Here is a 13,295-nt window from a genome sequence, read left to right as displayed (position 1 = left end):
GATAGGGTCGGAGGAAGACTTTTCTCCGTAGTCGATCCGTAGTGAAACCGTAGGCAAGCAGATCAGGGAGCGGTGCAACGTGTCCGGTGGAGAGGTGGCCGGCATCCTCGTGGCCGTCTTCTGGGCCATTCTGGTGTCCTTCCTCGCGGTGGTGCTGGTGCGGCTCGCGCAGGTGCTCCGCGCGACCACCAAGCTCGTGGCCGACGTCACGGAGCAGGCCGTCCCGCTGCTGGCGGACGCCTCGACCACCGTCCGCTCCGCGCGCACCCAGCTCGACCGGGTCGACGCGATCGCGAGCGACGTCCAGGAGGTCACCTCCAACGCCTCCGCGCTGTCCTCCACCGTGGCCACCACGTTCGGCGGACCCCTGGTCAAGGTCGCGGCCTTCGGCTACGGCGTCCGCAAGGCGCTGGGCCGCACCGAGGACGCCCCGCAGAAGACCACCCGGCGAACCGTGATCGTCGGCCGTACGGTGCCGCCGGCCCGGCGCCGGAAGCAGAAGGGCTGAGACCGCCGATGTTCCGCCGAGCCTTCTGGTTCACCGCAGGCGCCGCCGCCGGCGTGTGGGCCACCACCAAGGTCAACCGCCAGCTGAAGAAGCTGACCCCGGAGAGCCTCGCCGCCCAGGCGGCCGACAAGGCCGTGGAGGCCGGGCACCGCCTCAAGGAATTCGCCCTCGACGTCAAGGCGGGAATGACGCAGCGCGAGGACGAGCTGAACGACGCACTTGGGTTGTGCCGGTCCGAAGAAGACACAGCCCGGCCCGACAACGTCACCGCCCTCCCCGGGCCGCGGCGGCTGCGGGCCATCGAGTACCACCAGAACGACAAGACCACCTACCGTTCGAACAACTCGACGGTCACGCACAACCGGAATGAGGACCACTGATGGAGTCGGCTGAAATCCGCCGCCGCTGGCTGAGCTTCTTCGAGGAGCGCGGTCACACCGTTGTCCCTTCGGCGTCGCTCATCGCGGACGACCCGACTCTGCTGCTGGTCAACGCGGGCATGGTCCCCTTCAAGCCGTACTTCCTCGGCGAGACCAAGCCCCCGGCCCCCCGCGCCACCAGCGTGCAGAAGTGCGTCCGTACGCCGGACATCGAAGAGGTCGGCAAGACCACCCGCCACGGCACGTTCTTCCAGATGTGCGGCAACTTCTCCTTCGGGGACTACTTCAAGGAAGGCGCCATCAAGTACGCCTGGGAGCTGCTCACCAGCCCCGTGGCGGACGGCGGCTACGGCCTGGAGCCCGAGAAGCTCTGGATCACGGTCTACCTCGACGACGACGAGGCCGAGACGATCTGGCGCGACGTGATCGGCGTTCCCGCCGAGCGCATCCAGCGCCTGGGCAAGAAGGACAACTTCTGGTCCATGGGCGTCCCCGGCCCCTGCGGCCCCTGCTCCGAGATCAACTACGACCGCGGCCCCGAGTTCGGCGTCGAGGGCGGCCCGGCCGTCAACGACGAGCGCTACGTGGAGATCTGGAACCTGGTCTTCATGCAGTACGAGCGCGGCGCCGGCGACGGGAAGGAAGACTTCCCGATCCTCGGCGACCTGCCGTCGAAGAACATCGACACCGGTCTCGGCCTCGAACGCCTCGCGATGATCCTGCAGGGCGTGCAGAACATGTACGAGACCGACACCCTGCGCGTGGTCATGGACAAGGCCACCGAGCTGACCGGCGTCCAGTACGGCGCCGCGCAGCACACCGACGTCTCGATGCGCGTGGTCGCCGACCACATGCGCACCTCCGTCATGCTCATCGGCGACGGCGTCACCCCCGGCAACGAGGGCCGCGGCTACGTGCTGCGCCGCATCATGCGCCGCGCCATCCGCAACATGCGCCTCATGGGCGCCACCGGCCCGGTCGTGCAGGACCTGATCGACGTCGTGATCAACACGATGGGGCAGCAGTACCCCGAGCTGGTCACCGACCGCAAGCGCATCGAGACCGTCGCCCTCGCCGAAGAGGCCGCCTTCCTGAAGGCCGTCAAGGGCGGCACGAACATCCTCGACACCGCCGTGACCGAGACCAAGGCCGCCGGCGGCACGGTCCTCTCCGGCGACAAGGCGTTCCTGCTCCACGACACCTGGGGCTTCCCGATCGACCTCACCCTGGAGATGGCCGCCGAGCAGGGCCTCACCGTGGACGAGCCCGGCTTCCGCCGCCTGATGCAGGAGCAGCGCGACCGCGCCAAGGCCGACGCCAAGGCCAAGAAGACCGGCCACGCCGACATGTCGGCCTACCGGGAGATCGCCGACGGCGCCGGCGCCACCGAGTTCACCGGCTACTCGACCACCCAGGGCGAGTCCACCATCGTCGGCCTCCTGGTCAACGGCGTCTCCGCGCCCGCCGCCTCCGAGGGCGACGAGGTCGAGGTCGTCCTCGACCGCACCCCCTTCTACGCCGAGGGCGGCGGCCAGCTCGCCGACCAGGGCCGCATCAAGCTCGACACCGGTGCCGTCATCGAGGTCCGCGACGTCCAGCAGCCGGTCCCCGGTGTCTCCGTGCACAAGGGCTCCGTCCAGGTCGGCGAGGTCACGGTGGGCGCCTCCGCGTACGCCGCCATCGACGTCAAGCGCCGCCGGGCCATCGCCCGCGCCCACTCGGCCACGCACCTGACCCACCAGGCGCTGCGCGACGCCCTCGGCCCGACGGCCGCCCAGGCCGGCTCCGAGAACAGCCCCGGCCGCTTCCGCTTCGACTTCGGCTCGCCGAACGCCGTCCCCGGCTCGGTCCTCACCGACGTCGAGCAGAAGATCAACGACGTGCTCTCCCGCGAGCTCGACGTCACCGCCGAGATCATGAGCATCGACGAGGCGAAGAAGCAGGGCGCCATCGCCGAGTTCGGCGAGAAGTACGGCGAGCGGGTCCGCGTCGTCACCATCGGCGACTTCTCCAAGGAGCTGTGCGGCGGCACGCACGTCGGCAACACCTCCCAGCTGGGCCTGGTGAAGCTGCTCGGCGAGTCCTCCATCGGCTCCGGCGTGCGCCGTGTCGAGGCCCTGGTCGGCGTCGACGCGTACAACTTCCTCGCCAAGGAGCACACGGTCGTCGCCCAGCTCCAGGAGCTCGTCAAGGGCCGTCCGGAGGAGCTGCCGGAGAAGATCGCCTCCATGCTCGGCAAGCTGAAGGACGCCGAGAAGGAGATCGAGAAGTTCCGCGCGGAGAAGGTCCTCCAGGCCGCCGCCGGTCTCGCCTCGAACGCCCAGGACATCCGCGGCGTCGCCCTCGTCGTCGGCCAGGTGCCGGACGGCACGGGCGCCGACGACCTGCGCAAGCTGGTCCTCGACGTCCGCGGCCGCATCCAGGGCGACCGCCCGGCCGTCGTCGCCCTGTTCACCGTGGCGAACGACCGCCCGCTGACCGTCATCGCCACCAACGAGGCGGCCCGCGAGCGCGGCCTCAAGGCCGGTGACCTGGTCCGCACCGCCGCCAAGACCCTCGGCGGCGGCGGTGGCGGCAAGCCGGACGTGGCCCAGGGCGGCGGCCAGAACCCGGGCGCCGTGCCCGAGGCCATCGCCGCCGTCGAGCGCCTCGTGGCAGAGACGGCCTGACGATGACCCTGCGCCGCGGCCGCCGACTGGCCATCGATGTCGGAGACGCCCGGATCGGGGTCGCGTCCTGCGACCCCGACGGGGTGCTCGCCACGCCGGTGGAGACCGTCCCGGGCCGGGACATCCCCTTCGCCCACCGGCGGCTGCGGCAGCTCGTCGAGGAGTACGAGCCCCTCGAAGTCGTGGTCGGCCTCCCCCGCTCGCTCAGCGGGCGGGAGGGGCCGGCCGCGGCCAAGGTGCGCGCATTCGCGAACGAACTGGCCAAGGGGATCAAGCCGGTGACGGTCCGTCTGGTGGACGAGCGGATGACCACGGTCACCGCCGCCCAGGGACTGCGGGCCTCCGGGAAGAACGCGAAGAAGGGCCGTGCGGTCATCGACCAGGCGGCCGCCGTGATCATCCTCCAGAACGCTCTTGAGACCGAACGGGTATCAGGTAATCCGCCCGGTGAGTGCGTCGAAGTGGTTGTCTGATCGCGATACGGTAACGTTCCGCGCGATGAGACGGCATTCGAACAGCCGTCGCTCACCACCAAAGAGGCGGAACCGGGTGTCGCGGCCGACGTAAGCAGCGACCTTCGTCTCGCGGCTCTAGGGGACCGATGACTGACTATGGCCGGGGCCACGGCTCCGAACCGTGGAACCCCCAGGACCCCCTCTACGGGGACCAGGGGTGGACCGCGCACCAGACGCAGCAGGCGCAGGTGCCCTACGGCGGGGACCCGCAGCAGTACTACCCGCATCCGCAGGAGCCGCAGTACCAGCAGCAGTACGCGGGCCAGTACCCGCAGCAGTACGACGAGCAGGCCTACGCCCAGCAGGTCCAGTACCAGCAGGCGGCCCAGCAGCAGATGGTCCAGCAGCAGATGGCCCAGCCCATGGCGCCGCAGCCGGTGTACGACGGCAGCAACGGCCAGGGCTGGGACACCGGCCAGGGCCAGTACGCGGCCGCGGCCGTACAGGTCGACCCGTACGCCGGCGGGGACCCGTACGCCCAGCAGACGGCCGGGGCCTACCCCGGCGAGGCCCCCGACCTGTACACCACGGCCGAGGCCTACCCGCCGCCGCAGCCGCCCGGCCTGCGCCACCTCGAACCGGAACCGGTCGAGGAGCCGCTCGTCGAGGAGCCCGATGAGGAGCTCCTCCCCGAGGGCGGCCGCGCCACTGACGCCGACGAGGAGGCGCCCGCGCACGGGCGCCGCGCCGGCGGCCGCGCCAAGGGCGGCAAGGGCGGCAAACCCAAGAAACGCAGCGGCATGGCCTGCCTGATCGCCGCCGTGGTGATCATCGGCGTGGTCGGCGGTGGCGGCTACTACGGCTACAACTACCTCCACGACCGCTTCGCCCCGGCCGAGGACTTCGCCGGCGAGGGCAGCGGCGAGACCGTCGAGGTCGAGATCCCCAAGAACGCCGGCCTGGGCCAGATGGGCCGGATCCTCAAGGAAGCCGGCGTGGTCGCCAGCGCCCAGGCCTTCGTCGACGCCGCCAAGGCCAAGCCCGGGGGCCAGTCGATCCAGCCCGGCATCTACCCGCTGAAGAAGAAGATGTCGGCCGCGGCGGCCGTCGCGGTGATGATCGACCCCAGCAAGCTGAGCGTCCTCACCGTCACCGAGGGCATGCGCAACTCCAAGGTGTACGAGGCGATCGACAAGAAGCTCGGCAAGCCGGAGGGCACCACGAAGGACATCGCCCAGCGCGAGGCCAAGAACCTCGGCCTGCCGGCGTGGGCCGCCAACAACCCGAAGGCCGTCGATCCGCTCGAGGGCTTCCTGTTCCCGATGCGCTACGACCTCAGCAAGGACAGCACCCCGGAGTCCCTGCTCCGGCAGATGGTCAAGCACTCGGCGGACAAGTACCTGGAGATGGGGATCGAGGGCAAGGCCAAGGAGCTGAACCTGGAGAACCCGATCCAGGTGATCACCGTCGCCAGCCTCGTCAACGCCGAGGGCAAGAACCACGACGACTTCCGCAAGATGGCCGAGGTGGTCTACAACCGCCTCAAGAAGACCAACGACGTCACGAACCAGAGGCTCCAGTTCGACTCGACGTACAACTACGTCAAGAACCAGAGCGAGATCAACTTCAATCTGAAGGAAGCCCAGGCCTTCGACAACCCGTACAACACGCACTTCGTGAAGGGACTGCCGCCCGGCCCGATCGGGAACCCCGGCGCGGACGCGCTGACCGCTACGCTCAACCCCGACCACGGCGGCTGGATGTTCTTCGTGTCGGTCGACGGCAACAAGACGACCTTCACCAAGACCTACGAAGAGCACATGAAGCTCGCCGACGAGTTCCAGGCACGGCAGAAGCAGAAGAACGGCGGGTAGGCAGGACATGTCACGGATACGGGCCGCGGTGCTGGGTTCGCCCATCGAGCACTCCCTCTCACCGGTGCTGCACCGCGCCGCGTACCGGGAGCTCGGCCTCGACTGGTCCTACGACCGGTTCGAGATCGACGAGGCCGCGCTGCCCGCGTTCGTGGCGGACCTCGGCCCCGAGTGGGCCGGGCTCTCGCTGACCATGCCGCTCAAGCGGGCGGTCATCCCGCTGCTCGACGGGATCAGCGACACCGCCGCCTCGGTGGAGGCCGTCAACACGGTGGTGTTCACCGAGGACGGCCGCCGCGTCGGCGACAACACCGACATCCCGGGGATCGTCGCCGCCCTGCACGAGCGCGGCGTCGAGAAGGTGCCAGCCGCCGCGATCCTGGGGGCGGGGGCCACCGCCTCCTCGGCGCTCGCCGCCCTCGCCCGGATCTGCACCGGCGAGGTGACCGCGTACGTCCGCTCGCCCGCCCGCGCCGACGAGATGCGCCAGTGGGGCGAGCGGCTCGGCGTCGACGTCCGTACGGCCGACTGGTCGCGGGCGGCCGACGCCCTGGACGCCCCGCTCGTCATCGCCACCACCCCGGCCGGCGCCACGGACGAGCTGGCCCGCGCCGTCCCGGACGCGCCCGGCACCCTCTTCGACGTCCTCTACGACCCCTGGCCCACCGCCCTGGCCGCCGCCTGGTCCGGGCGCGGAGGCACCCTCCTCGGCGGCCTCGACCTGCTCGTCCACCAGGCCGTGCTCCAGGTCGAGCAGATGACCGGACGCACCCCCGGCCCCCTGGCCGCCATGCGGACCGCCGGCGAAGCGGCCCTGCGCGCCCGGCACTGACGCCCCGCGCGTAGGAAGCCGATAGCCGTACCCGGCACCATCGCGCACGTCCGGCTCGCCCGGGTCGTCCGTCAGCTGGACCGAGATCCGCGGGACGGCCCGGACGTGGGAGGATTCGGGTACGGCCGTCCGGTCCGCGCAGCCGGACGGGCCGTCGCAGTGCCAGGCGCGAGCATGAGGAGCATCGTTGAGCAGGTTGCGTTGGCTGACCGCAGGAGAGTCGCACGGACCGGCACTGGTCGCGACGCTGGAGGGTCTTCCCGCCGGCGTTCCGGTCACCACCGAGCTGGTGGCCGACCACCTGGCGAGGCGCCGGCTCGGCTATGGCCGCGGTGCCCGCATGAAGTTCGAGCAGGACGAGATCACCTTCCTCGGCGGCGTCCGCCACGGGCTGTCCCAGGGCTCCCCGGTCGCGGTCATGATCGGCAACACCGAGTGGCCCAAGTGGGAGACGGTCATGTCGGCCGACCCGGTCGACCCCTCGCTGCTCAAGGACACCGGCCGCAACGCGCCGCTGACCCGTCCCCGCCCCGGCCACGCCGACCTCGCGGGCATGCAGAAGTACGGCTTCGACGAGGCCCGGCCGATCCTGGAGCGCGCCAGCGCCCGTGAGACCGCCGCCCGCGTCGCCCTCGGCGCCGTCGCCCGCTCCTTCATCAAGGAGGTCGCGGGCATCGAGATCGTCTCGCACGTGGTGGAGCTGGCCTCGGCCAAGGCCCCCTACGGCGTCTACCCGACCCCCGCCGACGTCGACAAGCTCGACGCCGACCCGGTGCGCTGCCTCGACGCGGACGCGTCGAAGGCGATGGTCGCGGAGATCGACCAGGCCCACAAGGACGGCGACACCCTCGGCGGCGTCGTCGAGGTCCTCGCGTACGGCGTGCCCGTCGGCCTCGGCTCCCACGTCCACTGGGACCGCCGCCTCGACGCCCGCCTCGCCGCCGCGCTCATGGGCATCCAGGCCATCAAGGGCGTCGAGGTCGGCGACGGCTTCGAGCTGGCCCGGGTGCCCGGCTCCCAGGCGCACGACGAGATCGTCTCCACCCCCGAGGGCCTCAAGCGCACCTCCGGCCGCTCCGGCGGCACCGAGGGCGGCCTGACCACCGGCGAGCTGCTGCGCGTACGCGCCGCGATGAAGCCCATCGCGACCGTGCCGCGTGCCCTGGCCACCGTCGACGTGGCCACCGGCGAGGCCACCGTGGCCCACCACCAGCGCTCCGACGTCTGCGCCGTGCCCGCCGCGGGCATCGTCGCCGAGGCCATGGTCGCGCTGGTGCTGGCCGACGCCGTGGTCGAGAAGTTCGGCGGCGACTCCGTCGCCGAGACCCGCCGCAACGTGCGGTCCTACCTCGACAACCTGCAGATCCGGTGACGGGCGGCCCCCTGGTCGTACTCGTCGGCCCCATGGGCTCCGGCAAGTCCACGGTGGGCGGCCTGCTCGCCCGCCGGCTCGGCGTCCCCTACCGGGACACCGACGCGGACATCGTCGCGGCCCAGGGCCGGGAGGTCTCCGACATCTTCGTCGACGAGGGCGAGCCGTACTTCCGTGAGCTGGAGCGCGAGGCCGTCGCGGCCGCCGTCGCCGAGCACACCGGAGTCCTCGCCCTCGGCGGCGGCGCCGTCCTCGACGAGGGCACCCGCGCCCTGCTGGCCGGGCTGCCCGTCGCCTACCTGTCGATGGACGTCGAGGAGGCCGTGCGCCGCGTCGGGCTCGGCGCCGCCCGCCCGCTGCTCGCCGTCAACCCGCGCCGCCAGTGGCGCGAGCTGATGGAGGCCAGGCGCCACCTGTACACCGAAGTCGCGCGCGTCGTCGTGGCCACCGACGACCGCACCCCCGAAGAGGTCGCCCAGGCGGTCCTCGACGCTCTGGAGTTGAAGGACGTATGACAGACCAGGTGACGCGGATCAACGTCGGCGCCAGCGCCGGACACGACGCGTACGACGTGCTGGTCGGCCGGCAGCTGCTCGGCGAGCTGGGCGGCCTGATCGGCGACAAGGCCCAGCGGGTCGCCGTGATCCACCCCGAGGCGCTGGCCGAGACCGGCGAGGCGCTGCGCGCGGACCTGGCGGAGCAGGGCTACGAGGCGGTCGCCATCCAGGTGCCGAACGCCGAGGAGGCCAAGACCGTCGAGGTGGCCGCGTACTGCTGGAAGGCGCTCGGCCAGTCCAACTTCACCCGCACCGACGTCATCGTCGGCGTGGGCGGCGGCGCCACCACCGACCTGGCGGGCTTCGTCGCGGCCAGCTGGCTGCGCGGGGTGCGCTGGATCGCCGTCCCGACCACCGTCCTCGCGATGGTGGACGCGGCCGTCGGCGGCAAGACCGGCATCAACACCGCCGAGGGCAAGAACCTCGTCGGCGCCTTCCACCCGCCGGCCGGGGTGCTCTGCGACCTCGCCGCGCTGGAGTCGCTGCCGGTCAACGACTACGTCAGCGGCCTCGCCGAGATCATCAAGGCGGGGTTCATCTCCGACCCGGTGATCCTCGACCTGATCGAGGAGGACCCGGCGGCGGCCCGCACGCCCGCGGGCCCGCACACGGCCGAGCTGATCGTCCGCTCCATCCAGGTCAAGGCCGACGTGGTCTCCAGCGACCTCAAGGAGTCGGGGCTGCGGGAGATCCTCAACTACGGCCACACCCTCGCGCACGCCATCGAGAAGAACGAGCGCTACAAGTGGCGGCACGGCGCGGCCGTCTCCGTCGGCATGGTCTTCGCGGCCGAGCTCGGCCGGCTGGCCGGGCGGCTCGACGACGCCACCGCCGACCGCCACAAGGCGGTGCTGGCCTCGGTGGGCCTGCCGCTGACCTACCGCGGCGACCAGTGGACCAAGCTGCTCCAGACCATGCAGGTCGACAAGAAGTCCCGCGGCAACCTGCTGCGCTTCATCGTCCTGGACGGCCTGGCCAAGCCCACCGTGCTGGAGGGCCCGGACCCGGCGCACCTGGTCGCCGCGTACGGCGAGGTCTCCGCGTGAGCCGCCGGGTGCTGGTCCTGAACGGCCCGAACCTGGGCCGGCTCGGGTCCCGCGAGCCCGACGTGTACGGGGCCACCTCGTACGCGGGCCTCGTGGAGAGCTGCCGCACCCTGGGCGCCGAGCTCGGCTTCGACGTGGAGGTCCGCGAGACCAACGACGAGGGCGAGCTGGTGCGCTGGCTGCACGAGGCGGCGGACGGCAAGATCCCGGTCGTCATCAACCCGGGCGCCTTCACGCACTACTCGTACGCCATGCGGGACGCGGCCGCGCAGCGCACCGCGCCGCTGATCGAGGTGCACATCTCGAACCCGTACGCCCGGGAGGAGTTCCGGCACACCTCGGTCATCGCGGCCGTGGCGACCGGTACCGTCGCGGGCTTCGGACTGGGCTCCTACCGGCTGGCGCTGCGTGCGCTGGCGGAAGAGGTCACGGCCTGAGATAACGTTCTCGCATCAGTCGCCTGAACGAGACGGAGTGGCGCGGATGCAGCACGGAGTGGGGGGCTGGGGTCCGCCGGGACAGCACCCGGCGGTTCCCCCGCAGCCGCCGATACCCCCTGCGCAGGGCTGGCCCGTGGCGCCGGTCCCCGACGCGACGGGGCACATCCCGCTGCCTCCCGCCGCGGCCCCCGTGACGGCGCCCGCGCCCGGTACCGGCGGGGCCGTGCTCGCCGTACTGCTCATCGGCCCGGCCGGCGCGGGCAAGACGACCGTGGCCCGGCACTGGGCGGGCACCCGCCCGGTGCCGACCGCGCACATCAGCCTGGACGACGTCCGCGAATGGGTCTGCTCGGGCTTCGCGGACCCGCAGGCCGGCTGGAACGAGCACTCCGAGGCCCAGTACCGCCTCGCCCGCCGCACCTGCGGCTTCGCCGCCCGCAACTTCCTGGCCAACGGGATCTCCTGCATCCTCGACGACGCCGTCTTCCCGGACCGGCCCGTGGTGGGCCTCGGCGGCTGGAAGCGCCACGTGGGGCCCGCCCTGCTGCCGGTCGTGCTGCTGCCCGGCCTGGACGTCGTCCTCGACCGCAACGCGGCCCGCTCCGGCAACCGCCGGCTCTCCGACGAGGAGGTCGCCCGCATCCACGGCCGGATGGCGGGCTGGTACGGCTCAGGGCTGCCGATCATCGACAACTCCCACCTCGACGTCGAGGGCACCGCGAGGGCCCTGGACGAGGCCCTCGCGCGGGCGCTGACGAGCCCGCCCCGCTGGTAGGGACGCCCCGAGGCCGTCCCGGCCCCGTCCGGACGCGCTCGCCGGGCCGGATGCGCGGGGCGCTCGTAGGCTCGAAGACATGTCAGACGTGTACGAGTCCCGCAGGGGCCTGCTCCGCGAGCGCTGCGCCGCCGCGGGCAACTCCGCCGCCCTGGTCACGCGTCCGGCGAACGTCCGCTACCTCGCCGGGGCGTCCCCGCTGGGCGCCGTCCTGCTGGTCGGGCCCGCCGAGGACGTGCTGTTCTGCCCCGGGGCGCCCACCGGCGAGGCGGACGAGGGGCGGCTCGCGGAGGGGCTGCGGGTCTCCGTACTGCCCACCCCCGGCGCCGATCCGGCCGTGGCCGCCGCCGATCTGGCCGCGGCGGGCCGGGCCGACTCCCTCGCCGTCGAGGAGCACCACCTCACCGTCGGCCGGCACCGGGCCGTGCACTCGGTCGCGCCCCGGCTGCGGCTGGCCGACCTCGGCACGGCGGTGGAGCAGCAGCGGCTGGTCAAGGACGAGGAGGAGATCGCCTGTCTGCGGATCGCCGCCGAGATCGCCGACCAGGCTCTCGGCGAGCTGCTGGAGTCGATCCTCGTCGGCCGGACCGAACGCCACCTCGCCCTGGAGCTGGAGCGCCGGCTCGTCGACCACGGCGCGGACGGCCCGGCGTTCCCGACCTCCGTGGGCACCGGCCCGCACTCGGGCCGCTCCCGGCACCGGCCCTCCGACCGGCGGGTGGAGGAGGGCGACTTCCTCTCCGTCTGCCTCGGCGCCAACTACCGGGGCTACCGCTGCGAGATCGGCCGCACCTTCGTGATCGGCACCACTCCGGCCGACTGGCAGATCGAGCTGTACGACCTGGTCTTCGCCGCCCAGCGGGCGGGCCGCCAGGCCCTGGTGCCCGGCGCCGCGTACCGCGACGTGGACCACGCGGCACGTTCCGTACTGGACTCGGCGGGGCACGGTGAGGCCCTGGCGGGATGGATGGGACACGGGGTCGGCCTGGAAATCGACGAGGACCCGCAGCTTGCACCTACGGCAATGGGTAAACTGGACGCTTGCGTGCCGGTCACCGTCGAACCGGGGGTTCACCTCCCCGGCCGGGGAGGTGTCCGGATCGATGACACGCTCGTCGTGCGCCCCGAGGCGGACGGCGGTCCCGAGCTACTCACCATTACGACCAAGGAGCTGCTCGCGCTCTAGTCCGCACCGCCGGACCGTGCGCGCATCCGTGGTCTTCCAGTGCAGGAGATTCCGCAACCGTGGCTTCCACGAACGACCTCAAGAACGGCATGGTGCTCAAGCTCGACGGTGACCAGCTCTGGTCCGTCGTCGAGTTCCAGCACGTCAAGCCCGGCAAGGGCCCGGCCTTCGTGCGCACCAAGCTCAAGCACGTGCTCTCCGGCAAGGTCGTCGACAAGACCTTCAACGCCGGCACGAAGGTCGAGACCGCCACGATCGACCGGCGTGACATGCAGTTCTCGTACATGGACGGCGACTACTTCGTCTTCATGGACATGAGCACCTACGACCAGCTGATGGTCGACCGCAAGGCCGTCGGCGACGCCGCCAACTTCCTCATCGAGGGCTTCACCGCCTCCGTGGCCCAGCACGAGGGCGAGGTGCTCTACGTCGAGCTGCCGGCCGCCGTCGAGCTGACCATCGAGCACACCGACCCGGGCGTCCAGGGCGACCGCTCCACCGGCGGCACGAAGCCCGCCAAGCTGGAGACCGGCCACGAGATCCAGGTCCCGCTCTTCGTCACCACCGGCGAGAAGATCAAGGTCGACACCCGCACCAGCGCCTACCTCGGCCGGGTGAACAGCTAACCGTGGCTGCCCGGAGCAACGCGCGCAAGCGCGCCTTCCAGATCCTCTTCGAGGCCGACCAGCGCGGCGTGCCCGTGCGCGAGGTCCTCGCGGACTGGATCCGCCACTCGCGGTCGGACGACCGGCAGCCGCCGGTCAACGCCTTCACGATGGACCTCGTCGAGGGCTACGCCGACAAGGTGAACCGCATCGACGACCTGATCGTCACCTACGCCGTGGACTGGGAGCTCGACCGCATGCCGGTCGCCGACCGGAACATCCTGCGGCTGGGTGCCTACGAGCTGATCTGGGTCGACGAGACCCCGGACATCGTGGCGATCGACGAGGCCGTGCAGCTGGCCAAGGAGTTCTCCACGGAAGACTCGCCCGCGTTCGTGAACGGCCTGCTGGCCCGCTTCAAGGACCTGAAGCCGAGTCTGCGCCGGGGCGAATAGCCCGGAGCCGGACGGCTGAGCGGGGGGGGGGGGGGGGGGGGGGGGCCCCGGGGCGCCCCCCCCTTTCTTCCCTCCTTCGGGTGTGGCGGGGATCCTGTCGCTCTCACGCCTAAAGAAAACAAGGGGGGGTGTGTGCCCGGG

At 71.6% G+C, this 13,295-nt stretch carries 14 protein-coding genes; all 14 read left to right on the top strand.

Annotation, left to right across the window (positions count from 1 at the left end; translation table 11 throughout):
• The first annotated feature begins 79 nt into the window (after positions 1 to 79).
• The 14 genes from ACZ7IF_RS13405 to nusB all read left to right on the top strand — a co-directional run bounded on the left by ACZ7IF_RS13405 (position 80) and on the right by nusB (position 13,154).
• A complete protein-coding gene (locus tag ACZ7IF_RS13405; protein ID WP_469115006.1) occupies positions 80 to 508 on the top strand; it encodes a DUF948 domain-containing protein in 429 nt (142 codons plus the stop codon).
• Positions 509 to 516: 8 nt separating this feature from the next.
• Positions 517 to 888, top strand: a complete 372-nt coding sequence (locus tag ACZ7IF_RS13400) for a DUF6167 family protein (RefSeq protein ID WP_470968669.1) — start codon at positions 517 to 519, stop codon at positions 886 to 888.
• Positions 888 to 3,557 carry an alanine--tRNA ligase gene (gene alaS / locus ACZ7IF_RS13395; RefSeq protein ID WP_470968666.1) on the top strand — a complete coding sequence of 890 codons (2,670 nt, stop codon included), beginning with the start codon at positions 888 to 890 and terminating at the stop codon, positions 3,555 to 3,557. The genes ACZ7IF_RS13400 and alaS overlap by 1 nt, the downstream gene beginning before the upstream one ends.
• Positions 3,558 to 3,559: 2 nt before the next feature.
• Complete coding sequence (gene ruvX, locus ACZ7IF_RS13390) at positions 3,560 to 4,030, top strand: Holliday junction resolvase RuvX (protein WP_401248797.1); 471 nt, start codon at positions 3,560 to 3,562, stop codon at positions 4,028 to 4,030.
• A gap of 128 nt (positions 4,031 to 4,158) precedes the next feature.
• Positions 4,159 to 5,886 carry an endolytic transglycosylase MltG gene (mltG, locus tag ACZ7IF_RS13385; RefSeq protein WP_470968660.1) on the top strand — a complete coding sequence of 576 codons (1,728 nt, stop codon included), beginning with the start codon at positions 4,159 to 4,161 and terminating at the stop codon, positions 5,884 to 5,886.
• A 7-nt stretch (positions 5,887 to 5,893) separates the two neighbouring features.
• Positions 5,894 to 6,718, top strand: coding sequence for a shikimate dehydrogenase (locus ACZ7IF_RS13380; protein WP_470968657.1), 825 nt, complete (start codon positions 5,894 to 5,896; stop codon positions 6,716 to 6,718).
• A gap of 187 nt (positions 6,719 to 6,905) precedes the next feature.
• Positions 6,906 to 8,090 (top strand): chorismate synthase, encoded by a 1,185-nt coding sequence (aroC, locus tag ACZ7IF_RS13375; RefSeq protein ID WP_470968650.1) that lies wholly within the window; start codon positions 6,906 to 6,908, stop codon positions 8,088 to 8,090.
• Complete coding sequence (locus ACZ7IF_RS13370) at positions 8,087 to 8,605, top strand: shikimate kinase (RefSeq protein WP_470968643.1); 519 nt, start codon at positions 8,087 to 8,089, stop codon at positions 8,603 to 8,605. Before aroC ends, ACZ7IF_RS13370 begins: the two co-directional genes overlap by 4 nt.
• Entirely contained in the window at positions 8,602 to 9,693 is a 1,092-nt protein-coding gene (gene aroB, locus ACZ7IF_RS13365) for a 3-dehydroquinate synthase (RefSeq protein ID WP_470968636.1), read from the top strand. Before ACZ7IF_RS13370 ends, aroB begins: the two co-directional genes overlap by 4 nt.
• Complete coding sequence (gene aroQ, locus ACZ7IF_RS13360; RefSeq protein ID WP_281205782.1) at positions 9,690 to 10,130, top strand: type II 3-dehydroquinate dehydratase; 441 nt, start codon at positions 9,690 to 9,692, stop codon at positions 10,128 to 10,130. The genes aroB and aroQ overlap by 4 nt, the downstream gene beginning before the upstream one ends.
• Before the next feature lie 46 nt (positions 10,131 to 10,176).
• On the top strand, positions 10,177 to 10,908 hold the full coding sequence (locus ACZ7IF_RS13355) for an AAA family ATPase (RefSeq protein ID WP_470968630.1): 732 nt from the start codon (positions 10,177 to 10,179) through the stop codon (positions 10,906 to 10,908).
• A 79-nt stretch (positions 10,909 to 10,987) separates the two neighbouring features.
• Positions 10,988 to 12,094, top strand: a complete 1,107-nt coding sequence (locus ACZ7IF_RS13350; protein WP_470968626.1) for an aminopeptidase P family protein — start codon at positions 10,988 to 10,990, stop codon at positions 12,092 to 12,094.
• A 59-nt stretch (positions 12,095 to 12,153) separates the two neighbouring features.
• Positions 12,154 to 12,720 carry an elongation factor P gene (efp, locus tag ACZ7IF_RS13345; RefSeq protein ID WP_470968622.1) on the top strand — a complete coding sequence of 189 codons (567 nt, stop codon included), beginning with the start codon at positions 12,154 to 12,156 and terminating at the stop codon, positions 12,718 to 12,720.
• A 2-nt stretch (positions 12,721 to 12,722) separates the two neighbouring features.
• The gene (gene nusB / locus ACZ7IF_RS13340; RefSeq protein WP_470968616.1) at positions 12,723 to 13,154 is read left to right on the top strand and encodes a transcription antitermination factor NusB; all 432 of its coding nucleotides are present in this window, start codon (positions 12,723 to 12,725) and stop codon (positions 13,152 to 13,154) included.
• Positions 13,155 to 13,295: the final 141 nt, after the last annotated feature.

Source organism: Streptomyces sp. NPDC037421 (assembly GCF_055602105.1).
Note: the sequence above shows the minus strand (reverse complement) of the source record. Positions and strands in the feature narration are given on the sequence as shown.

What these genes read in the sequence shown, in the direction of transcription:
- ACZ7IF_RS13400 (WP_470968669.1), top strand. Translation starts at nt 517, where the DNA reads ATGTTCCGCCGAGCCTTCTGGTTCACCGCAGGCGCCGCCGCCGGCGTG.
- ACZ7IF_RS13355 (WP_470968630.1), top strand. Translation starts at nt 10,177, where the DNA reads ATGCAGCACGGAGTGGGGGGCTGGGGTCCGCCGGGACAGCACCCGGCG.
- ACZ7IF_RS13380 (WP_470968657.1), top strand. Translation starts at nt 5,894, where the DNA reads ATGTCACGGATACGGGCCGCGGTGCTGGGTTCGCCCATCGAGCACTCC.
- ACZ7IF_RS13350 (WP_470968626.1), top strand. Translation starts at nt 10,988, where the DNA reads ATGTCAGACGTGTACGAGTCCCGCAGGGGCCTGCTCCGCGAGCGCTGC.
- mltG (WP_470968660.1), top strand. Translation starts at nt 4,159, where the DNA reads ATGACTGACTATGGCCGGGGCCACGGCTCCGAACCGTGGAACCCCCAG.
- alaS (WP_470968666.1), top strand. Translation starts at nt 888, where the DNA reads ATGGAGTCGGCTGAAATCCGCCGCCGCTGGCTGAGCTTCTTCGAGGAG.
- ruvX (WP_401248797.1), top strand. Translation starts at nt 3,560, where the DNA reads ATGACCCTGCGCCGCGGCCGCCGACTGGCCATCGATGTCGGAGACGCC.
- aroB (WP_470968636.1), top strand. Translation starts at nt 8,602, where the DNA reads ATGACAGACCAGGTGACGCGGATCAACGTCGGCGCCAGCGCCGGACAC.